We start from the raw sequence: 22,968 nt of genomic DNA, 5'->3' as shown, positions 1-22,968 counted from the left end.
TCACGAACTTTCCGAAGGAACTCGATGCGCAAGTGGACGGCGCTGCGCGCCGCTGTCGCCGGCTCGGCTTTGACCTTGATCGTCGGCACCACCGTGACTGTCTCCGATCTCGCGAGTACCGCGAACGCGGAACCGAACATCGCGTTGCCCATCGAACTGGTTGAGGCCATCGGCCGCGACCTCCACATGACGCCCGAGCAGTACCTCACCCGGGCCGCCCAGGCTCAGGATCTCGGCTCGTACGCGCGCAATTTCCGCGGCACCTGGCCCAATGAATTCAGCGGCGCCTGGCTCAGCCCGGACGGGACAGCGGTTATCGGCGTCACCTCCGGTACGGCTGCCTCGGGCGCCCTTCGTGACGGCTACCAGACTCGGATGATGCCGATCTCGGCCAACGATCTCGAACGTAGCGTCGGGCAACTCAACCGGCAGATTGCGGAACTGCCGGATTCCGCGTCGTCACAGATCAACGGCGTGATGATCGACCTGCTCAACAGTCAGATCGTCATCGACGTGACCAACAGCCCGACCGGACGGCAGCTGAACCTGCCCACAGTCATCGGCAACATCAAGGTGGTGCTGACTCCTGGCGGTGGCGGACCGGTTGACCCGCGGCCGATGGGCGGCGACACCTTTCTCAGCACCCGCGGGCCACTGCGCGACACCTCGGTCACCGAGATCGGCGTCTGCTCGTTCGGTTTCAACAGCGTCGATGCGCACGGCGATGCGCTCAATGTGAGTGCCGGACACTGCGATCCGACGATTGCGGGCGGCAACTCCGGAGGCGGCGCAGGCGTCTACATCCCGAATCTGCGCGACGTGCGCGACAGCCCACAGGTTGGCAGCTTCGATCGGGCTTCGATTGGCGACCCTGCGCACAACCACCTCGATTACTCGTTGATCAAGTTCAACAACAGCGTGGCTGGGAGCCCGCTCGCCGGGCCATTCATCCGCGGCGGGAACGGCACCACTCTCACGGTGACCGGTACTGCGGAACCCGTCATCGGCGCGCCGGTGTGCAAGTCCGGACAGACCTCCGCCTTCACCTGCGGCGTGATCGTCGCGGACCACGTCGAGGCCCACCTCTTCAGCCCCGAGGGCGACCCGATGCTCATCCGCGGCTTCGCCAGCACCGCATGCACCCTCGCCGGCGACAGCGGCGGCGCGCTCGTCACCGGCACGCTCGCGCTCGGCATCAATAGCGGGTCGAACTCGGCCAATGCGACGTCGTGCCCCGAAGCCAACATCTCGCTTGCGCCCGGTGGAGGCACCGCGAGCCTCGGTATTTCGATCCGCGACATCCTGACCGATATCGACGCGAGCTCCGGTGGTGGAGTCGGCGCCGGAATCCGGGTTCGGACGGGATAAGCGCCGTCCACCCAGGTCACGTTTCAGATGTTGCCGACGTGACTATTGTCAACAGCCCATATAGTCGGTAAGCGCGCTGGTCGCCGGAACAGCGCTGGTGGGGCAGACTGCGCTGAGCGCATCCGTCTTAATGAAAGTCGAGGAGACGCCATGGCACGTTCGATCGCACGGCCGGTAGCCGCGCTCGGTACTGTGGTTCTGCTCGCGCTCGGAGCGGGTGCTGTTGCGCACGCGGCCCCGGATTCCGAGGTTTCCGACCAGGCCCCGCACCTACCGATCGAGCTCGTCCAGGCCATCGAGCACGACCTCGCGCTCAGCCCCGACGAGTATCTCGAGCGCGCCGAACTGGCCCAGAAGCTCGCCGAGTTCGCGAAGATCGCCGAGCAGCAGCACCCCGCGGCGTTCGCAGGATCCTGGCTCGACCGGGACGGCCGCGCGACGATCGGCCTCGCGCCAGGACCCCAACTGGCCGCGGCACGTGCTGCCGTGCAGAAGCAGGGTTTCGCAGTCGCAGAGGTTGCGAAGAGCTCGGCCACCCTGCAGGCGGAGAAGAAGTCGCTCGCCGATTGGTTCGCCTCGCAGCCTGCCGAGATCGCTTCGCTGGTCCGCGGGATCGCGGTCGACACCCTGAACAACACACTGTCCGTCCAGGTTGCGGCGATTCCAGGAATCCAACTGCCCGGGTTCGTCAACCCCGCGCATGTCTTCGTAGTCCCGGCCGCGGCCGCCCCGCAGCCCGCGCCGATTCCCCTGGTCGATGCCGCGCTGACGCCGCCCGGTGCGCTCGCCGGCGGCGACGGCTTCATTGCTTCGACCGGCGAGGTCGCCCTGCGCTGCTCGTTGGGCTTCAACAGCATCGATGGACGCGGCCAGCCCGTCAACATCACTGCGGGCCACTGCAACCCCGATCTCGGGACCGCTGGGACACCGGCCGCGGCTGCGCTGTACGAATTGGGCCAGCTCGACCGGCAAGGCCCGTTGATCGGCACGTTCGGCCGCTCGAACCTCGAAGGCCATGACTGGTCGATCGTGACCCCCGACCCTGGCGCACGTGGGCGTTTCCAGAACAACGGCATTCGTGTTCCCGGCGCGGCACCGCTTGGGATCGATGGCGTCGCAACCCCCGTCGTCGGGGCCCCGGTCTGCAAGGCGGGCTCGCGGACTGGCTTCAGCTGCGGCAACGTAATCGCCGTCGATCAGGACGTGCTCGTCGGCGAGCACAAGCTCGTCGACGGATTCGCCTCGAGCATCTGCGCCCTGCCCGGTGACAGCGGCGGTGCCGTGGTCACCGGCAGACGCGCACTCGGAGTGTCCAGCGCCTCTTCGGTCGCGGACTTCCCGATCTGCGAGATCCCGAACATCATCGGCATCGTCACCGGCGACCGACCGATCCTCTTCGCGACGCCGATCACCGCGATCCTCGCTGACAATCCCGGCGTGCGGGTGCGCACGAACTAGTCCGAACCGAACCAACGCAGCGGCCTTCCCAAGGGGAAGGCCGCTGGCATTTGCGGGGACCCCGCGCACGGATCCCGCGGCACATCTTCGCCGGCACACGTCGTCCGAAAGAACCCATGGCCCAACCCCGAAACAACAACGGCCCGGCCTCATTACGAGGCCGGGCCGTTGTGTGTGGTTCCGGGTACTAGCCCGCGGGCACCGCTTCCGGAGCCTCGGAGTCAGCCGCAGGCAGTTCCTCCGCCGCGGGCTTCTTCGGGGCTGCCGGAGCACCGGACTTGGGCGCCACGTTGTAGGTCTTGTCGGCGTACTTGCTCGTGCCGGGCTTGGCCATCAGCGTGTTGACGAGCTCAATGGCCGAGTAGGCGACGACCGGTCCGCCGACGGCCACCATGCCGATGATGCCGCCGATCGCGGCGAACGGCGCCGCTGCCGGAAGGCATCCGATTACGAAACCGGCGGCGCAGCCTATGACCGCACCAACAACGACTCCGGCGGCAGTCCCGAGGAAGGTGCCGATGGAGGTACCCACTCCGAGATAGGAGGAGAACTGCGACAGCGCACGCTGGTCTTCGACGGGCGAAGCCACCGGCTTCACGAATACCGGACGCGCCTTGCGAATATCCATATCGGGAGTCAGTTCAAGGACGGTCCCGTCAGCCTCGACCTTCGCGCTCACCGGGTGCGAAATGCTGTCCAAGGTGAACGACAGGGGCATACGCACAACGGCGTTGCCGGCCTCATCCTTGATCTCGAACGTGCGCTTGTCGTCGGCAATCTTGAAGGTGCCGCCGTCGAGGGTCGTGACAACGGTCTTGTCGACCAGTTTGGTGTTGTAACGAATCTCTTGCTGGACCGGATTAGGGGAAGGAGCGGGCGCGGCCTGGGCGATACCTGCCGCTGCAACCGCGGTTGCGAGGGCCATCGAGGTGCTCGCCGCGATACGAGTCAACTTCATGTGGGCTGTCCTTCAGTTGTGGCGAAACCGCACGTAACCAAGGACCCCTGCGGCCCCGGAGTTCCCCCGCCCCCACCACTGGCCAAGCGACCGGTTGAGTGAGTATGCGACTGAGCGGGAAGAATAGCGGAAATTCGGACGGTTGAATAGTTACTCGGCCGTAACCAAATCGTGAGGCTGGCTCGCGGCCATCCGCTTCTATTCGACTTACTGTCCGCCCAGGTCAGAACCAATCACGGGGGCGGGCGGACCAATGCAAGCGGCCCGAGGATTTCGGACAGAACGGACCACTTGATCTGACCGTGACCACTACCGCGCCGGCGCCGGTGCGGGCGGCGCCTTTGGCGGGACGGTCGCGCTGAATTTCGTCGTGCCGGGCGCAGCGGTCAACGTCGAGATGAGATCAATCGCGGAGTAGATCAATACCGGTCCACCAACGACCACGGTCCCGACTATCGCTCCGAGCGATGCACCCACGGCAACGCCCGGGATGCAGGCCGGCAGCGTCAGCACGCAGCCGAGGACTGCCCCCGCCGCAGTACCGAGGAACGTGCCGACTGCCGTCCCGACCGAGAAGTAAGAGGTAAAAAGCGACAACGCCTTCTGGTCCTCCGCTGGGGAGGCGACCGGACGCACGAAGATCGGCCGGGCCTTCGCCGGGTTCAGATCGGGCGTCATCTTGAGAACGGTCCCGTCGCCCTCAACGGCGGCATCCAGCGGATGCGACACGCTATTGAGGTTGAACGACAGCGGCAACCGCACAACGGCATTGCCGTCCCGGTCGGTGATGTCGACCGTCCGCTTGTCGTCGGCGACCTTGAACGTCCCGCCATCGAGCGTGGTGACGACGGTCTTATCGACGAGCTTGACCTGGTATTCGATTGTCTCCTGCGGGGATACGGGCGCTGGAGCCGCGGGAACAGTACCTGCGCCGACCACCGCAGCGGCGACAACGAGAGACGTCATCGCCACGATTCGCGTGAACATCATGTTTGGAGTTCTGTCCTTCGGCCGTCTGAAAACCGCATGACCCGACGACGGGCTTGCCCCCGGGATCCCCCGACCCCAATGTCGCTTCGACCAACTCGCGTGTGAGGTTCCACACTTGGCGCCGAACGATATCCGAAAACTGGACAATTGCGTAGCTACCGTTACCTAACTTCATGCCCCTAGCCTGCAAGGTTTCGGCAACGGGTCAATTTTCGCATGTGCGAGCAAATCTTTCGCATCCGGGGACTTCCCGTCCAGCCGAATGCCGGACAGCGCGTGGACGTTTCGCGAACGCACGACGACCCTGCCTCAGCTGAGGCAGGGCCGTCGTTCTGCGTCGAGTCGGTTCTACGGCTTGGGAGGCGGTGGAGGAACAGGTGCAACCGGAGCGGGGGTCTGGTAGTTGTACTTCGTCGTTCCCGGGGGCGCAGTCAATGTCGTGATGAGATCGACTGCGGAGGCGACCAGCACCGGCCCACCGACAACGATCGTTCCGAGAATGCCGCCCAGCGAAGCACCCACGGTCGCTGCCGGAATGCAACCGAGGCCGAAGAACGGCGCCCCGAGCAGACAGCCGATGATCGCGCCTGCCACGACACCGACCGCAGTGCCGATGAACGAGCCGACGGCTGTCCCGACGGCGAAGTAGGACGTGAACATATTCAACGCGCGCTGGTCCTCAACCGGCGAGGCCACCGGCCGCACAAAGGGGCGCGCCTTCGCCGGGTCCATATCGGGCGTGAGCTTGAGCACCGTGCCGTTGCCCTCGATCGCGCCATTGAGCGGGTGCGCGACGCTGTCGATCCCGAAGGACAAGGGCATTCGCAGCACCGGATTGCCGGCGGGATCGGCGATTTCGAACGACTGCCGATCCGTAGTGATCTTGAATATGCCGCCGTCGAGTGTGGCGACGACCGTCTTGTCCACCAGCTTGACGTTGTAGTGGATTTGCTGACCGGGAGGTGGAGGCGGCGCGGCGTAGGTGGTGCCCACCCCCACAACAGCCGAGGCGACGACCATCGAGACGATCGCCGCGATGCGCGTGAGCTTCATTTAGGTCCTGACTTTCCTTGATCTGGAGCCGATGGACAGAAATGGTGCGGCGGCGCTCGGCCTTTCGACGGTGCCGTCGTGAAGCTGAATTGATTATGGCGCGGGAGCGGGCGCGGGGGCGGGCAACGGAGCCGGAGCAGGAGCCGGGTAGTTGTACTTCGTCGTTCCCGGAGGCGCAGCCAACGTCGAAATCAGGTCGATCGCCGCTACGACCAACACGGGTCCACCAACGATGATTGTTCCCAGGATGCCACCGAGCGCTGCGCCGGCTACCAGACCCGGGATGCAGGCGATCACAGTGAGGCAGGTGGTCGCGCCGATAAGCGTGCCCACCACAAGGCCGACCGCCGTGCCGACGAGGCTGCCGACCCCGGCGCCGGCGCCGAGCGCGGTATTGAACATCGACAGCGCGCGCTCGTTCTCGAGCTGTGAGGCCACCGGCCGCACAAGGGATCGAGCCTTCGCTGGATCCATATCGGGCGTCAGCTTCAGCACTGTGCCGTTGCCCTCGATCGCCGCGTTAAGCGGGTGCGAAACGCTGTCGAGACCGAAGGACAGCGGTAATTTCACTACCGGATTTCCGACGGAATCGGCGATTTCGAACATTTGGCGGTCCGCGGCCATTGTGAAAGTGCCGTTGTCGAGGGTCATGACGACGGACTTGTCGACGAGATTCAGGTGGTAACGGATGTCCTGAGCAGGAGCTGGAGATGCGTAGGTAGTGCCGGCCCCCACCACAGCCGAGGCAACGACCACTGAAGCGATCGCCAAAGTGCGAGTGAACTTCATGTTGGGCTTCTGTCTTTCCGTTGGCTGGCCAGTATCGGCACGCGAAGAGATCAGCACTGAGCCCTGAAGCTCCCCCTATCCCACACGGCGACCCCCAAGTCCAGTGTGAGATTGCGCACTCGTCACGAACATATCTCAGGTTCGGGCAATTGCATAGCAAATCCCAAAGATGGGACTTGCTACTTAGCCTGACCTTCGCTAATCGACCACGGCAGCACCACATACCCTGACGGGACGCAACTGCGGCAGCCCGTACCGCAACCTCGAATCGCGTCGTTACCGCGCCTACCTGCGCGCGACCGGCCGAAGATCGTAGACTGGAAGGCCTAAGTTACTGGAAAGTAACTTAGTCGAGACTAGGATAACGGGCTGACCAGGTGGCACGGCGCTGCCCAAGGAACGAAAGGTCGCGACATGAATGCCCTGACGATCACGTTGGGCACGGTTGGCTTGCTCCTGAGCCTGCTCTGTTGGGCGTCATTCCTCGACGGCGCGGTACGGATGGGTCGCACCATCGCGGTCGGCCAGCCCGCACCCGACCGTTGGCGTCCGTTCATCCCCCGCTTCAAGCGGATGATCGTCGAGTTCCTCGCGCACACCCGCATGGTCAAGTTCCGGACCGTCGGCTGGGCGCACTGGGGCGTCATGGTCGGCTTCCTCGCCGGCGCGATCTTCTGGTTTGAGGCCTACGGGCAGACGTTCAACCCCGAGTTCCACTGGCCGATCTTCGGCAACTGGCGGCTGTACCACCTGATGGACGAGCTCCTCGGTATCGCCACCGTCGTCGGCATCGTCACCCTGATCGTCATTCGCCAGCTGAACCACCCGCGCCTCCCGGAGCGGCTGTCCCGCTTCAGCGGCTCGAAGTTCGGCCCCGCCTACTTCGTCGAGTACGTCGTGCTCATCGAGGGCCTGGGCATGATCTTCGTCAAGGCCGGCAAGATCGCCACGTACGGACACAGCAACGCCGCCACCGACTTCTTCACGATGAACCTGGCCAAGCTGCTCCCGGCCAGCGTCGTGATGGTTTCGATCTTCGCGTTCGTCAAGCTGATGTCGGGCATGATCTGGCTGCTGCTCGTCGGCCGCAACATCACCTGGGGTGTGGCCTGGCACCGCTTCAGCGCCTTCCCGAACATCTACTTCAAGCGTGAGAAGGACGGCGACGTCGCGCTCGGTGCGGCCAAGCCGATGATGTCGAAGGGCCGTGCCCTCGACATGGAGAACGTCGACCCCGATACCGACACCCTCGGTGCGGGCGCGATCGAGCACTTCAGCTGGAAGGGCTGGCTCGACTTCACCACCTGTACCGAGTGTGGTCGCTGCCAGTCCCAGTGCCCCGCATGGAACACCGGTAAGCCGCTCTCGCCCAAGCTGCTGATCATGTCGCTGCGCGACCACGGCTACGCGAAGGCGCCGTACCTGCTGGCCGGTGGCCGCAAGGATATGGGCGGCGACGAAATCGGCCTGGTCGACGCCGAGGGCAACGTCAACGATGCGGCGCTGGCCAAGATCTCCGACGCCGCCAAGGCCGAGGCCGAGCGACCGCTGGTCGGCGACGCAGAGGCGAACGGCATCATCGATCCCGAGGTGCTGTGGAGCTGCACCACCTGTGGCGCGTGCGTCGAGCAGTGCCCGGTGGACATCGAGCACGTAGACCACATCATCGATATGCGCCGCTACCAGGTGCTCATCGAATCGGAGTTCCCGTCCGAGCTCGCCGGTCTGTTCAAGAACCTCGAGAACAAGGGCAACCCCTGGGGCCAGAACGCCAAGGACCGGCTCAACTGGATCAACGAGATGGACTTCGAGATCCCGGTGTTCGGCCAGGATGCGGATTCCTTCGAGGATTACGAGTACCTGTTCTGGGTCGGCTGCGCCGGCGCCTACGAGGACCGCGCGAAGAAGACCACCAAGGCCGTGGCCGAACTGCTCGCGACCGCGGGCACGAAGTTCATGGTGCTCGGTGCCGACGAGACCTGCACCGGCGACTCTGCTCGCCGCGCCGGCAACGAGTTCCTGTTCCAGCAGCTCGCGTTGCAGAACATCGAGCTCCTGAACTCGGTCTTCGAGGGCGTCGAGGACAAGAAGCGCAAGATCGTCGTGACCTGTGCGCACTGCTTCAACGCGCTCAACAACGAGTACCCGCAGGTCGGCGGGAACTATGAGGTGGTCCACCACACGCAGCTGCTCAACCGCCTCGTGCGCGCGAATAAGCTGGTTCCGGTCGCACCGGTCGGCGGCGGACAGAACGTCACGTACCACGATCCGTGCTACCTGGGCCGGCACAACAAGGTCTACGACGCTCCGCGTGAGCTGATGGAAGCCTCCGGATCCAAGCTGAACGAGATGCCTCGCCACGGCGAACGTTCCATGTGCTGTGGCGCCGGTGGCGCTCGCATGTGGATGGAAGAGCAGCTCGGCAAGCGGATCAATGTTGACCGTGTCGACGAGGCGCTGAACACGCTCACCGAGTCGGCGAACGGTTCCGGCCCGGGCAAGATCGCGACCGGCTGCCCGTTCTGCCGCGTCATGCTCAGTGACGGTGCCACCGCCCGCCAGGACAGCATCGAGGGCGACAAGGTTGAGGTTGTCGACGTCGCGCAGCTGATGCTCGACTCGATCACGCGGCTCGATCCGATCCAGCTCGGCGAGAACATCAAGGTCATTCCGAAGCCCAAGGCTGAGCCTGCGCAGGCCGAGCCTGCTCCGGTGGTGTCGAACGCCGAAACCGAGGTTGTTTCCGAGGTCGAAGAAGCAGAGCGCGTCGAGCCGGTCGCAGAGGCTGCGGCCGCCACGGCCGCCGCCGCACCTGCCAAGGGCCTGGCCATGAAGGGTCTCGCGAAGGCCCCGGGCGCGAAGGCACCCGGAGCGAAAGCACCCGGCAAGCCTGCCGCGACCGAGGCGTCCGCCGAGGCACCCGCCGCCGAGGCTCCGAAGGCCAAGGGCCTGGCGATGAAGGGCCTGGCCAAGGCACCGGGTGCGAAGGCACCGGGCGCCAAGCCTGCCGCCGCTCCCGCCGAAGCGGCACCCGCCGCCGAGGCTGCGACCGCTGCGGAAGCACCCGCCGAGTCGAAGCCGGCTGTGGCCGCCAAGGGCCTCGCCATGAAGTCCGGGTTCAAGAAGCCCGGCGCCAAGGCACCCGGCAAGCCCGCAACAGCAGCACCGGCCGAGTCGGCACCTGCAGCCGAGTCGGCACCTGCAGCCGCGGCTGCGCCTGCAGCCGAGGCACCCGCCGAGTCGAAGCCGACGGTCGCTGCCAAGGGCTTGGCCGTGAAGTCAGGCTTCAAGAAGCCCGGCGCGAAGGCACCCGGCAAGCCGGCTCCACCGACCGAAACCGCTGCTCCGGCCGAAACTGCCGCTCCGGCAGCAGAAGCCGCGGCACCCACGGAAGCTTCGGCTCCTACTGCGGCACCTGCGGCCGAGTCGAAGCCGACCGTGGCAGCGAAGGGCCTGGCCGTGAAGTCCGGGTTCAAGAAGCCGGGTGCTCGGCCGACTGCGGCAGCGCCTGCCGCTGCGGCACCGGCACCGGCCGCCGAGCCCGAGCCCGAGCCCGCGGCACCAGCTGCGGCTGTGGCACCAGCCGAGGCTGAGCCCGCTCAGGCCGAGTCCCCCAACGGGGAGACGGCACCTGCAGAGCAGGCCGCACCCCCGGCTGCGAAGCCGGGTGGCCTCGGTTTCAAGGCCGGCGCGAAGGCTCCGGGCCGCCGCTCCTAGAGCGCAACCGGGACAAACGAATACAACAATCGCCGTGTGCGGGCATCAGCCCGCACACGGCGATTTCTTGTCAGACCCGGTTACTGCTGCTCCGGCAGACCGCCGGTGACCTTATCCGGGTACCACGCGGTGAACTTGAATGCGCCCACCAACAACGCGACCGGAATGACCCAGTTGGTCCAGTCGTCCGTTTCGGGCACCTTGACGGCGAGAAGTCCACAGATCGCGATCGCGGCAAAAACCAACCCCCACATCAGGGTCAGCACCCGGTTGATGTGTTTGAAGGTCGGCTCGTTCCAGTATTCCTCCGGCGTCGATTCCCGAGCGTATTGCTCGGTGAAGGGCACGAACGCCAACGAACCCAACGCGATCAGCGCCAGCGCACCGCTGGAGAGCGGATTCGAGTAGGTGTCCATCCAATCCCGATCCTCGGCCCCGACGAACAGGCCGATAAGGAACAGCACGACGAAGAAGATCGCCGTCGCGACGTCGAGGATCTTCAGCTTGCGCGCTCGAGCGTCGGGAATCGCGAGCACGATCGCGGCGATAGCAGCGGCCAGCGCCCCATACAGCCAGGTGCTCGGGCTATTGGCGACAACCCAGTAGATGATCCACGGCGCGAATCCGTAGACAGGATTGCGCTGCAACTTCTGGAACAGCGTCAGGTCGGCGTCCATCGGCGGGTCGGCACCCGCTGCAGGCGGATTGGTCGTCATCGGCGTCCTCTCCTTGGCAACCCCTATTTGATCTTCGCGCACCGAGGCCCACGCGACCCCCGAATTGGCCCACGTTCATCCCGAGGTGCGTCGCGGCGGTTTGCGCATCCGGCTGCATCCAGGGGTCGTGCCACTTACAGTCAGCCGTGTGACTGCTGCCGAGTCCCCAGTCGTCAGTGTCGACAGCCTGACTCGCCGTTTCGGTGAACGCCGGGGCATCTCCGATGTAAGTTTCGACGTCGCCGAAGGCGAGGTATTCGGATTCCTTGGGCCGAACGGCGCCGGTAAATCCACCACCATCCGACTGCTGCTCGGCCTGTACCGGCCCACCTCGGGCAGCATGCGTGTGCTCGGACACGACCCCACCCACGACTCCACCGCAATGCTTGGCCGGATCGGCTACCTGCCAGGCGATCTCAAACTCTTCGCCCAACTCAGCGGGCGGCAACATATCGATCGCGCGGCGCGCATCCGCGGGCTGACCGACCTGCGCCTCAGGGACGAACTCATCGATCGGTTCGGTGCCGAGATCGACACTCCGGTCCGGACGTTGTCGAAGGGCAACCGCCAGAAGATCGGTCTGGTGATGGCATTCATGCACCAGCCCGACCTGCTCGTGCTCGATGAACCGACGTCCGGCCTGGATCCGTTGCTGCAGGACGAGTTCGCGCGACTGGTCGCCGAGTGTGCCACCGAGGGCCGCACGGTGTTCCTGTCGTCGCACGAACTCGACGAGGTGCAGCGACTCGCGTACCGCGTGGCGATCATCAAGGAAGGCCGCCTCGTTGTCACCGATACGGTGGAGAACCTGCGCCGCGCCGCGCCGCGAACAATCGAGTTCGCTTTCGAGCAGACCATCGACCCAGGTCGGTTCGCCAATCTGGACGGCGTCACCGTGCGCAGCTATACCGATGGGCTGCTGACACTTTCGGTCACCGGCGCCATCGCGCCCGTGCTGCACGCGGCCGCCGACCTCGACCCGATCGACCTCGGTGCGCGCCGCGCCGACCTCGAAGAGCTGTTCCTCGCCTACTACCGGGAGGCGCCCGATGCGCACTGACGTCACCGGCCTCGACCTGCTGCTGCGCCGTCGGTCGCTGATCGGCTACGCGATTGGGATGGGTCTGTACACGCTCGTGATCGTCGCGCTGTACCCCTCGTTCAAGAACGCCGACAACCTCGACAGCTTCGCCCAGGACAGTCAGACGATGGCGGCGCTTTTCGGCATCAGCGGCGACATCACCTCACCGGTCGGGTGGCTGAACGCGAACCTGTACAACAACTTTCTGCCGGTCATCATGCTGCTATTGACCATCGGCTACGGCGCATCGTGCATCGCCGGGCAGGACGAGGACGAGGCGCTCGGCGTTGTCGCAGCGCTGCCGTTGTCCCGTCGGCGGATCGGGCTGGAGAAGTTCGCCGCGATGATCGCGCTCACGATCCCGGTCATGGTGGTTACGACGGTGTGTGTGCTGATCGGCCGGGCCTTCGATGTGATCGTCGATTTCGGCAACCTGATGGGTGTCACCATCGGAACATTGCTGCTCGCCTTGCTTTTCGGTGCCCTCGCAATGCTGGTCGGCGCGTCCACCGGCAGTCGCGGCACTGCACTCGGCGTCGCGACCTCGATCGCCGCAGCGTCCTACCTGATCAATTCGCTTGCACCGGTGGTGGAATGGCTCGAGCCGGCCAAATATGTCTCGCCGTTCTTCTACGCGATCGGCGACAACCAGCTCCAGACCGGTTTCGTGTTGGGTTGGGCGCTGATTCTGCTGGCCGCCGTCGTGTTGCTGCTGACTGCGGCACTGGCCGCATTCGACCGTCTCGATATCCACTGACCTTGGCCACTCACAGCGACCTCCCAGGCTGAAGCCAGCTCGCTCGCCGGTACCGCGCGCAGACTCGCCACTGGACCAACTCGGCGCCGTCGACCGACGCCGATCACGAGGAGACGCAATGGCACACCGAGACAAGGGCACACCCGGCACCACGTACGAGGAGCGCACACTCCCACGGCCGGGCGAGGAGGTTGTCGACCAGGGCCTCGGCTTCGACGTGCATACGTTGCTCAGCCGGCGCCGGATGCTGGGCGCCTTGGGCATCGGAGCGGCCACCGTCGGTCTCACAGCGTGCGGCGGGTCGAACAGTTCAACCGGATCCACGTCCGCGACCACCAGCACTGCGGCGTCGACCTCCGCGCTGATCGAGATTCCGGACGAGACTGCCGGGCCGTACCCCGGTGACGGCTCCAACGGGCCCGACGTACTCGAGCAGAGCGGCATCGTGCGCGGCGACATCCGTTCGAGCTTCGGCGATGCCACCGGCACCGCCGCCGGCGTGCCGATGACATTGGAGCTGACAATCCTCGACCTCGCCGGTGGCGGTGTGCCGTTCGAGGGCGTCGCGGTGTACGTCTGGCATTGCGACCGTGCGGGCGGCTACTCGATGTATTCGGATGGCGTCACCGATCAGAACTACCTGCGCGGTGTCCAGGTCGCCGACTCTTCCGGCAAGGTGATGTTCACCAGCATCGTCCCGGCCTGCTACAGCGGGCGGTGGCCGCATATCCACTTCGAGGTCTACCCAGATCAGTCCTCGATCACGGACTCCAACGCCGCCATCGCCACCTCCCAGGTCGCCCTGCCGAAGCACGTCTGCGACGTGGTCTACGCCACGACTGGCTATGAGGCATCCGTGCGCAACCTCGCCCGAGTGACCCTCGCCAGCGACAACGTCTTCTCCGACGACGGTGGTGCCAGCCAGATCGCGACCGTGAGCGGCGATGCCGCCTCCGGATACACCGTCGCCCTGACTGCAGGAGTCGACACCACCACCGCGCCGACCGGCGGCCAGCCACCCGCCGGCGGTGGACGCGGCGGCGGACCGGGCGGACCGCCGCCCCGGTAAACCGGGCGTAGCGGGCGTTGAACCCCCATGCTGGATCGAGCGTGTCCGCATCAGCCGATTCCCGCGAGGAGCGTCATGTCGACGATCAACGACCTTCCGGCCCACGTCCTTCTGGTGCACTTCGTCGTCGTTCTCATCCCGGTCACAGTCGTGCTGGAGATCGCGCTCGTGCTCTGGCGGCAACTCCGCGACCTGCTGTGGTGGGTGCCGATCGTGCTGAGCGCCGGTCTCGTCGTGCTGGTCCGCTACACCGAGGACGCCGGCGAGTGGTTCAACGACTATCTCGGCAACCCGCCGTTCGTCCGGGATCACGCCGAACTCGGTGAGACCGCGATCTGGATCGCGATCGCACTTCTGGTCGTGGCACTGGCGATCGCGGTGCTGCACTGGCGGGAGCGCAAGGCCAACGCCGCCGCGCTGACTGTCGTCGTCGCGGTGCTCACCATTGTCGTCGGCGTGCTCGGTTGCGTGCAGCTTTATCGGATCGGCGACAGCGGCTCGAAGGCCGTCTGGGGAGATGTCGTGAAGTCCGCCCCGGCCGTGGACAACACACCTGGACCGATGGAATCCGCACTCCTGTAGAACACCGTCCGGCCTGGTGAGTTATGAGGCAATGGAAAATCGCTGGACAACAAATGGCACCATTGAACCCGTGAGTAACCCCGGCCCCCACCCGCACCGCACGCCGCGCGTGCTGGAGCAATCCTCGAAACTGCAGAACGTCGTATACGAGATCCGGGGCCCGGTACACGCACACGCAGCACGCCTGGAGGCCGAGGGACACCGCATCCTCAAGCTCAACATCGGCAACCCCGCGCCGTTCGGGTTCGATGCGCCCGACGTGATCATGCGCGACATGATCGCCGCGCTGCCGTACGCGCAGGGCTACTCCGAGTCCAAGGGCATCCTCCCCGCGCGCCGCGCGATCGTGACCCGGTACGAACTCGTCCCCGGGTTCCCCGAACTCGACGTGGACAGCGTGTACCTCGGCAACGGGGTGTCCGAGCTGATCACCATCACCATGCAGGCGCTGCTGAACAACGGCGACGAGGTGCTTATCCCTGCGCCGGACTACCCGCTGTGGACGGCAATGACCAGCCTCGCCGGCGGCACGCCCGTGCACTACCTGTGCGACGAGTCCAACGACTGGCAACCCGACATCGCCGATATCGAATCCAAGATCACCGATAAGACCAAGGCACTGCTGGTCATCAATCCGAATAACCCGACCGGTGCGGTGTATTCGGCGGAGGTGCTGCAGCAGATCGTCGATCTCGCGCGCAAGCATCAGCTGCTGCTGCTCGCCGACGAGATCTACGACAAGATCCTCTACGACGACGCGAAGCACGTTTCGCTCGCGAGCCTGGCGCCGGATCTGTTGTGCCTCACGTTCAACGGGCTCTCCAAGGCCTACCGGGTGGCCGGGTACCGCGCCGGCTGGCTCGCCATCACCGGGCCGAAGGAGCACGCGGCCGGGTTCATCGAGGGAATCGATCTGCTCGCGTCGTCCAGGTTGTGCCCGAACGTCCCGGCGCAGCACGCGATTCAGGTGGCGCTCGGCGGGCACCAGAGCATCGAAGACCTCATCCTGCCCGGCGGGCGACTGCTGGAGCAGCGTGATGTTGCCTGGGAGAAGCTCAACATGATCCCCGGCGTGACATGTGTGAAGCCGCGCGGCGCGCTGTACGCATTCCCGCGCCTGGACCCGAACGTCTACGAGATCCACAACGACGAGAAGCTGGTGCAGGACCTGCTGCTGCAGGAGAAGATCCTGGTAGTCCAGGGCACCGGCTTCAACTGGCCGAACCACGACCACCTGCGCATCGTGACCCTTCCGTGGGCCCGCGATCTCGCCGTGGCGATCGAGCGGTTCGGCAACTTCCTCGCGTCGTACTCGCAGTAACGCGGCTTGCCCGGCGCCGGTTGCGTGCGGATGTACACGCCGACCGGCGCCGCTCGTTTCCCACGAAACAGCGCACACGAATGTTCTTAAAACGAAAAACAAACCGTATGGCGGTTGTGGGTAACGATGAGTTACATTGTGCCGTGGCACCAAGTGCCCATCCGGACCGCCCACCCCCTGGCCGTCCGGCGGGTGGCGGAGACACCCCCCCTTGCTCTCCGCCACCCCACGCAAATTTCGTAGTCGTTCAGCCGCGCTCACTATGCTCGCTGCGGTGCGCCTCACCCTCGTTCACAAACTCGCATGAGTAGCCACCACGGTCACGGCCACGGCCACGGCCACGACGGGCCAATCGCGATCGGCCAGAACGCAGCTCGGATCGTCATCGGCACCGTCGTCGCGCTCGGCGTGGTAGTGCTGGCCGGTTTGGTCATCCTCTGGCCGAGCCAGCAGACCGTCGATATTCCGTTGCCGTTCCAGAACGCGTCGGGCGGCGCGGTCGTGACGGAGGCGGCGACCGTCGTCGGTCAGAGCATCGGCCCGTGCGGCAGTCCTTCTGCCGGACGCGTTTTCGGCGGTGCGCCGACTCCGCCGCCGATGTCGTCCTACGACTGCACGCGCAGCGTGATCGCGATCGAATCCGGCCCGAACGCCGGCACCAAGACACTGTTCGAAATCGCGCCGGGCCCGGGCCAGCCGGACCTGCGCGTAGGCGACAACATTCGGGTGGTCCGGGGAACCGACGCGAGCGGCACCACCATTTACGGGTTCGACGACTACGCGCGAGGGTTCCCGTTGCTCGCCATCGTCCTCGTGTTCGCCCTCGTCATCATCGTGGTCGCGCGGTGGCGAGGATTCCGCGCGCTGCTCGGCTTGCTGTTCACCTTCGCCGTGGTGGTCACATTCCTGCTGCCGGCCCTCCTCGACGGCAAGCCCGCGATCCCGGTGGCGCTCGTCGCGGGCGGAGTCATCCTCTACGTCGTGCTGTACCTCGCTCATGGAGTGAGCATGCGCACCAGCTCCGCGTTGCTCGGGACACTCGCCGCCATGCTGCTCGCGGCTGTCCTGTCCTGGGCCACCATTCGGCTGACGCATCTGACCGGACTGTCGGAGGAGCAGAACACCAACGTCGCGACATACCTCCAGCACGTCAGCATCACCGGGTTGCTGCTCGCCGGTTTCATCATCGGCACGATTGGTGTGCTCAACGACGTCACGATCACCCAGGCATCGGCAGCGTTCGAGCTCGCCGCCCTCGACCCCGACTCCACTCGGCGCACGGTTTTCACGGCGACGATGCGGGTGGGCCGCGACCATATCGCCAGCACCGTCTACACGCTCGTCTTCGCCTATGCGGGCGGAGCTCTTCCGCTGTTGCTGTTGTTCAGTGTCGCCGGGCGCTCGGTCAACGATGTGCTGGTCGGTGATGCCGTCGCTATTGAGATCGCACGCTCGGCCGTCGGCGGTATCGCGCTCGCACTGTCGGTTCCGCTCACCACCGGGATCGCGGTCATCCTGGCTCGCCCGTTCGGCACGCTGCGCGCCGGGAGAACGGCGGGCACTTCCCGTGCCGACAGCACAGCCCGCCCGGCACGAACCGGCGCTACACCGCGCGTCGCTCGCACTGAGGGCATGCCGCGCTCGGCGCGCACTGAGGGCACGCCGCGCTCGGCGCGCTATGTGGACGACGAACGCACAGAACCCAATCCGCGGACCGCGCCTCCAGCACCACCGCGCCGATCGGGCGGCGCGCACCGATCACGCGATTAGGTCGCAGCGCAGCAGCGGATCAACGCTGTCGCGTCAGGGGAATCGCAGTGGCGGCAGCGGTGGGAGCGTCGGCACGACGATGGGCGGTAGCCCCGGCACCGAGAAGGTGTTGGGACCGGGTCGCGGTGGCGGCGGCGGGGCCGGAGCCTCGTACTCCTCGTCCCACGTCACGGCAGGTGCCTCGGGCGGCGCCGAGGTGGTGGCCACCGGGGGCGGCGGCGGTGGCGCAACAATCGGCGCCACTCCGGCAGGCTGCCCGCCCGGCAACCCGCTGAACGCGCCACTCGACGGAGTCGTGTTGGTCGTGGTCGATTTGTTGTCGGACCCGCCACCGAACAGGCTCGACGTCCCGAGGCTCAGCCCCAGGACGACAAGCAGACCGAGCCCACCGACCGCGATAGCCGCGGAGGTGAGCTCACGACGGCGGCGAATCTTCTCTGCAACACCACGAGGACCGGACGTCTCGCGACTGTCCTGCCAGGCTCGGCGCCGCGACACGGGATGCGCGAGCAGCGCAGCACCGCGGGCCGCAACCGTCTCCGGACCCTCGGGGACGATGACCGGCAGACCCATCATGTTGCGCAGCACTGTCGCGACCAGTGGGATGCGGGCGCCTCCGCCGATCAGCACGATCGCTTCGACCGGCTTGCGGGCACGGGCCACCGTGTCGCGCAGCATGCGCGCCGACCCCTCGATCATCGGGGCAATCAAGGACTCGAAGTCCGTGCGGGACAGCAGCACCAGACCCTCTGGCGCCGGTAGGGCCACCGCAGTACTGGTGGAGAGCTGCTCCTTCGCCTCGCGGCACACCCGGTCCAGGCTGGCGAACCCGGAAGGGTCGGCCGGCAGCGCGAGCCGCCCGCTCGCGATCTGCCCTTCGCCGATCATGGCGTCGAATGCGCGCCCGTTGATCTGTGTGCTGCGCTCGGCGCCGTGCACGATCTTGCGCTCGGTGTCGACGATGCTGATGGACAGTCCCGAACTGCCGAGGTCGTACAGCGCAACGCACTCGTAGCCATTCAATTCACCGGTGGCGGCGAACAACTCGAGGGCAGCAAGGACTTCGGGAACCAACTGGTAATTGCCCAGCCGTTCCTGGGTGAGCGCAGTACGCAGCGCATCCGCCCGGCCGTCCTGCCGACAGGCAATGGCCGTCGCGTCGATCCCGTTGTCGCCGGCCAGCGCGACACCGATGATCTCGGCGGTGAGATCTTCGGGACGATGCCCGTCCACGTCGACCTGCTGCAGGTTGAAGTTCACCGGGTGTCCGCTGGACGCAGAGCCGGGCCGCGCCATGTGAATGGCGCTCATGCCCATCGAAACACCAAGTACCGAACGCATACGCTGCCTGTTCCCTAAAACCGTCCTACCCCCCGCGTCGCGCGCCGACATGGCACACCGTAGTGGCACCGTAGCCCACGCATAGTGGTGACGTAGGACACAGTTGCCGAGGCTGTCCTGATCGTGACCATCCGTGGACCCGATTGTTCACGCGGCCAGCCGGTTTGCCGTCCCGTAGGCGCTTGGGCGAGGCCAGACCTCAGGGCCGGCCGAGTCCGCGATACGTCCAATCCTGCGCTCGCCAGCGCTGCGGGTCGAGGCAATTTCGGCCGTCGATCATCGACCGCTTCCGCACGACTTCGCCAAGCCGCTCCGGATCGAGGCCGACGAACTCCGGCCACTCGGTGAGTAGCAGCACGACATCGGCGCGCTCGCATGCCTCGAGGGTCGAGGTGGCGTAGTTCAGGGTCGGGAACAGTCGCCGCGAGTTGTCCATCGCCTTCGGGTCGTACACGGTCACCGCCGCGCCGTTGAGCTGCACCATGCCGGCAACGTTCAGCGCCGGCGAGTCCCGGACATCGTCCGACTCCGGCTTGAACGCGGCACCGAGGACCGCCACGTTCGCGCCGAGCAGTGAACCACCGCAGGCCGCGGCGGTGAGCTCAACAAGCTTCGTGCGGCGTCGCATGTTGATGTGATCGACCTCGCGCAGAAACGCGAGTGCATGGTCGGCGCCCAGCTCGCCGGCGCGCGCCATGAACGCGCGGATGTCCTTCGGCAGGCAGCCGCCGCCGAAGCCGAGACCCGCGTTGAGGAACCGCCGCCCGATCCGCGAGTCGTGGCCGAGGGCGTCGGCCAGCGCGACGACGTCCGCGCCTGTTGCCTCGCAGACCTCTGCAACCGCGTTGATGAACGAGACCTTGGTGGCCAGAAACGCATTCGCGGACACCTTCACCAACTCGGCCGTGGCCAGGTCGGTGACCAGGAAGGGCACTCCGGCGTCGAGCAGCGGCGCGTACAACTCGCGGATCAGCGGTTCGGCGCGTCCGCCCGCAGATTCGTCGACGCCGAGAACGACCCGGTCGGGCCGCAGCGTGTCCTCGACGGCGAAGCCCTCCCGCAGAAACTCCGGATTCCAGGCGACCTCGATATCGGCGTTCGGCAGGTCCCGCCGAATCCGCTTCGTTATCTGCGCCGCGGTACCAACCGGAACCGTCGATTTGCCGACCAGGACGGCTGGGCGCGACAACCTCGGCGCCAGGGTGTCCACAACCGCATCGACATGCCGGAGGTCGGCGCCGAACTCGCCCTTCTTCTGCGGAGTTCCGACACCGAGGAAATGAACATCGCCGAAATCGGCCGCATCGTCGTACGAGGTGGTGAAGCGCAGCCTGCCCGCGTCGACATTGCGGCGCAACACATCGCCGAGCCCCGGCTCGTAGAACGGCACCTCCCCCGCGCCGAGCTTGGCCACTTTGCCCGCGTCGATATCGACGCCGAGCACCTCGTGGCCGAGTTCGGCCATGCACGCGGCGTGCGTGGCGCCCAGATACCCGGTTCCGAACACGGTGCATCGCATAGTCGATTGATATGTGTCGCCGGTTAGCGGACCGCATCAGCGACGCGAGGAACCGGACAACTCCGGATGTACAACGGGTGCGCCGCAGGTGAGAGGCCCGTACCACCGGCGTTTCCGCCGCGCTGAGCCGACTGCTAGTACGCGCCTTCGCTGCGCGTCACCACGCCAAGGGTGCGCTTGATGATCTGCAGGTCCTGCATCATCGACCAGTTCTCGACATATGAGAGGTCGAGGCGAACCGCCTCATCCCACGAGAGATCGGACCGGCCGGAGATCTGCCACAGGCCGGTGACGCCCGGCCGCACGAGCATCCGGCGGCGCACATGCCCGTCGTATTTCTCGACCTCGCTGCGCAACGGCGGGCGTGGACCGACGACGCTCATCTGTCCGGCCAACACATTGAGGAACTGCGGCAGCTCATCGATGCTGAACTTGCGCAGCACCCGGCCGATCGGAGTCACGCGCGGATCATCGTGCAATTTGAACAGCGGGCCTGCACCCTCGTTCTGGCTGACCAACGCGTCCAGGTGCTTGTCCGCGTCCTCATACATGCTGCGGAACTTGATCATCCGGAACGGCCTGCCATCGAGTCCGATGCGCTCCGACAAATAAAACACCGGTCCGCGGGTGCTCAACTTCACGGCGGCGGCGACGAAAAGCAGCACCGGCAGGATCAGGAGCAGTGCGAGGAAGGCGAAGGCAAAGTCGAAGCTCTGCTTGGAGATCGACTTGGCGCGGTCGTACTGCGGCTTCTCGATGTGCAGCATTGGCATCTCGGCCACCGGCCTGCTGCGCAACCGCTGTCCGGCGATATCGACGAGTCCGGGCGTCACGATCAGATCCACGCCGAGTTCCTCGAGGCTCCACACCAACGCCTTGATCTGGGCCGGTTGCAGATGGTCGGTCGCGGTGAGGGCAACCGTGTCGGCGCCTGTGCGCTTCACAGCAGTGACGATCTCGTTGTCCGGGCCGACAATCGGAATCTGCACCCCATCGACCTCGATCGAGTCCTGCTCCTCGGTCGGTCCCTCCGGCGTGCAGGCACCGACGACGGTGTAGCCGAGCGTCTCATCCCGAACAAACGCCTGGGCCATGCCGGAAACCGCGCGTTGCCCACCGACGACGAGCACTGCGGTCAGGTAGCGCTCGTACCGTCGCTGCGCGACCGCGTACTTGCGCCAGGCGCGCCGGTTGATCAGCAACAGCAGCAGGCCGAGCGGGAAGGCGATGGCGAGGTAGCCGCGGGCAATGTCCATCCGGAGGAGCAACGCGACGATCGCGATAACTCCGAACAGCCGGAACGTGGCCGATGCGATCAGCCGGTACTCCTCGGCACCGGCGCCGATCACCCGTGGGGAACGCGTGTTGAACAGCGCAAGGAAGCCGACCCAGCACAGCATCAGGATCACGGAGACGAACGAGTAGCCCACGCTCGAGTTCGGTGCCCAATCCAAGTCGGTGGTCTCGGCGCTGGAACCGAAGCGGACAACCTGCGCCACGGCTACCGCCACGCAAACTGCGACGACATCGGTTGCTACAAGGTTGCGGACATATTCCATCTGCCAACGTTCCCGGGCGGTCCGCAAACCGGCACGCACTGCTAGCCGGGAGCGGAGATAGGCCGCTCGATCACCTCGGAAGAACAGTCTCGAACGCCCTGGTAGATCGGCTGCTTCTCCAATGGGAGCGCCGTAGGTCATTATTAACCCACCAACCTTGGGGAGTGTATCCACGCGGCGGGGCTAGTTAACCCCTAGCGCAGGCGGTTGCGAACTGATCGTATAACCGCGTGTCGCACATATCGAGCGCTTCGTTACAAAAGGTTGAACCTTACTCAGCGAACTTCTAGTAACAACATGTTTCGTTAAGTTACAGTTACATCACCTAACGAAGTTCAAGTACGCCTTCGATGGGGTCGGGCCGCGCTGACCTTGGTACTTCGAACCGGCCCGGGGGCTGCCGTACGGAAACTCGGCCGCACTGGTGAGTCGGAGTAGGCACAACTGGCCGATCTTCATTCCCGGCCACAGAGTGATCGGCAAATTCGCCACATTCGACAACTCGAGGGTGATGTGACCGCTGAATCCGGGGTCGATAAACCCGGCGGTGGAGTGCGTCAGCAAACCCAGTCGGCCGAGGCTCGACTTGCCCTCCAGCCGACCGGCGAGGTCGTCGGGCAGGCTGCACACCTCGAGCGTTGACCCAAGCACGAACTCCCCGGGATGCAACACAAACGGTTCGCCGGGTGCGGGCTCCACGAGTGTGGTCAGCTCGTCCTGCCGCTGCGCGGGGTCGATATGGGTGTAGCGCGTGTTGTTGAAAACACGGAACAGGCTGTCGAGGCGAACGTCGACGCTCGACGGCTGCACCAGCGACTCGTCGAAGGGTTCGATCCCAAGTCGGCCCGAAGCTAGCGAGGCCCGGATGTCGCGGTCGGAGAGCAGCATGCGTGCAGCCTATCCGCGGCGAACCGGCGCTC

Annotated in this window: 18 protein-coding genes; 9 read left to right on the top strand and 9 right to left on the bottom strand. The window is 65.6% G+C overall.

The window, feature by feature from the left end; genetic code table 11:
• Positions 1-24: 24 nt before the first annotated feature.
• Complete coding sequence (locus A8G08_RS15290; RefSeq protein WP_068275608.1) at positions 25-1,368, top strand: S1 family peptidase; 1,344 nt, start codon at positions 25-27, stop codon at positions 1,366-1,368.
• A 150-nt stretch (positions 1,369-1,518) separates the two neighbouring features.
• Positions 1,519-2,826 (top strand): S1 family peptidase, encoded by a 1,308-nt coding sequence (locus tag A8G08_RS15285; protein ID WP_068275604.1) that lies wholly within the window; start codon positions 1,519-1,521, stop codon positions 2,824-2,826.
• A 187-nt stretch (positions 2,827-3,013) separates the two neighbouring features.
• Here A8G08_RS15285 and A8G08_RS15280 read toward each other — a convergent pair whose 3' ends face one another.
• From A8G08_RS15280 to A8G08_RS15265, 4 genes are all read right to left on the bottom strand, one after another.
• Complete coding sequence (locus A8G08_RS15280) at positions 3,014-3,784, bottom strand: DUF8020 domain-containing protein (RefSeq protein ID WP_068275601.1); 771 nt, start codon at positions 3,782-3,784, stop codon at positions 3,014-3,016.
• A 309-nt stretch (positions 3,785-4,093) separates the two neighbouring features.
• A complete protein-coding gene (locus A8G08_RS15275) occupies positions 4,094-4,774 on the bottom strand; it encodes a DUF8020 domain-containing protein (protein ID WP_068275597.1) in 681 nt (226 codons plus the stop codon).
• 348 nt (positions 4,775-5,122) lie between these two features.
• Positions 5,123-5,827, bottom strand: a complete 705-nt coding sequence (locus A8G08_RS15270; protein WP_068275594.1) for a DUF8020 domain-containing protein — start codon at positions 5,825-5,827, stop codon at positions 5,123-5,125.
• Between the two features lie 93 nt (positions 5,828-5,920).
• Positions 5,921-6,616 carry a DUF8020 domain-containing protein gene (locus A8G08_RS15265; protein ID WP_068275591.1) on the bottom strand — a complete coding sequence of 232 codons (696 nt, stop codon included), beginning with the start codon at positions 6,614-6,616 and terminating at the stop codon, positions 5,921-5,923.
• A 414-nt stretch (positions 6,617-7,030) separates the two neighbouring features.
• Here A8G08_RS15265 and A8G08_RS15260 point away from each other — a divergent pair, with 414 nt between their 5' ends.
• Entirely contained in the window at positions 7,031-10,333 is a 3,303-nt protein-coding gene (locus A8G08_RS15260) for a (Fe-S)-binding protein (RefSeq protein WP_068275588.1), read from the top strand.
• Positions 10,334-10,413: 80 nt separating this feature from the next.
• Here A8G08_RS15260 and A8G08_RS15255 read toward each other — a convergent pair whose 3' ends face one another.
• Entirely contained in the window at positions 10,414-11,049 is a 636-nt protein-coding gene (locus tag A8G08_RS15255) for a hypothetical protein (RefSeq protein WP_245672844.1), read from the bottom strand.
• Positions 11,050-11,197: 148 nt separating this feature from the next.
• Here A8G08_RS15255 and A8G08_RS15250 point away from each other — a divergent pair, with 148 nt between their 5' ends.
• From A8G08_RS15250 to A8G08_RS15225, 6 genes are all read left to right on the top strand, one after another.
• Entirely contained in the window at positions 11,198-12,109 is a 912-nt protein-coding gene (locus tag A8G08_RS15250; RefSeq protein WP_068275587.1) for an ABC transporter ATP-binding protein, read from the top strand.
• Positions 12,099-12,887, top strand: coding sequence for an ABC transporter permease subunit (locus A8G08_RS15245; protein ID WP_068275585.1), 789 nt, complete (start codon positions 12,099-12,101; stop codon positions 12,885-12,887). Before A8G08_RS15250 ends, A8G08_RS15245 begins: the two co-directional genes overlap by 11 nt.
• A 118-nt stretch (positions 12,888-13,005) precedes the next feature.
• Positions 13,006-13,956 (top strand): dioxygenase family protein, encoded by a 951-nt coding sequence (locus A8G08_RS15240; RefSeq protein ID WP_068275582.1) that lies wholly within the window; start codon positions 13,006-13,008, stop codon positions 13,954-13,956.
• A gap of 75 nt (positions 13,957-14,031) precedes the next feature.
• Complete coding sequence (locus A8G08_RS15235; protein ID WP_068275579.1) at positions 14,032-14,538, top strand: DUF2231 domain-containing protein; 507 nt, start codon at positions 14,032-14,034, stop codon at positions 14,536-14,538.
• Positions 14,539-14,599: 61 nt separating this feature from the next.
• Positions 14,600-15,859 (top strand): pyridoxal phosphate-dependent aminotransferase, encoded by a 1,260-nt coding sequence (locus tag A8G08_RS15230; RefSeq protein ID WP_425394562.1) that lies wholly within the window; start codon positions 14,600-14,602, stop codon positions 15,857-15,859.
• A gap of 303 nt (positions 15,860-16,162) precedes the next feature.
• Positions 16,163-17,629 carry a YibE/F family protein gene (locus A8G08_RS15225; RefSeq protein ID WP_084436306.1) on the top strand — a complete coding sequence of 489 codons (1,467 nt, stop codon included), beginning with the start codon at positions 16,163-16,165 and terminating at the stop codon, positions 17,627-17,629.
• A gap of 33 nt (positions 17,630-17,662) precedes the next feature.
• Here A8G08_RS15225 and A8G08_RS15220 read toward each other — a convergent pair whose 3' ends face one another.
• The 4 genes from A8G08_RS15220 to dcd form a co-directional block, all read right to left on the bottom strand.
• Positions 17,663-18,970 carry a DUF7159 family protein gene (locus tag A8G08_RS15220; protein ID WP_483757014.1) on the bottom strand — a complete coding sequence of 436 codons (1,308 nt, stop codon included), beginning with the start codon at positions 18,968-18,970 and terminating at the stop codon, positions 17,663-17,665.
• 199 nt (positions 18,971-19,169) lie between these two features.
• Complete coding sequence (locus A8G08_RS15215) at positions 19,170-20,489, bottom strand: UDP-glucose dehydrogenase family protein (protein ID WP_068275567.1); 1,320 nt, start codon at positions 20,487-20,489, stop codon at positions 19,170-19,172.
• Positions 20,490-20,623: 134 nt separating this feature from the next.
• Positions 20,624-22,048 (bottom strand): sugar transferase, encoded by a 1,425-nt coding sequence (locus tag A8G08_RS15210; protein ID WP_068275670.1) that lies wholly within the window; start codon positions 22,046-22,048, stop codon positions 20,624-20,626.
• A 321-nt stretch (positions 22,049-22,369) separates the two neighbouring features.
• On the bottom strand, positions 22,370-22,936 hold the full coding sequence (gene dcd, locus A8G08_RS15205; protein ID WP_068275564.1) for a dCTP deaminase: 567 nt from the start codon (positions 22,934-22,936) through the stop codon (positions 22,370-22,372).
• Positions 22,937-22,968: the final 32 nt, after the last annotated feature.

The organism is Aldersonia kunmingensis, from assembly GCF_001646865.1.
Taxonomy (GTDB): Bacteria; Actinomycetota; Actinomycetes; order Mycobacteriales; family Mycobacteriaceae; genus Aldersonia; species Aldersonia kunmingensis.
This window is presented reverse-complemented; position numbering and strand designations above follow the sequence as displayed.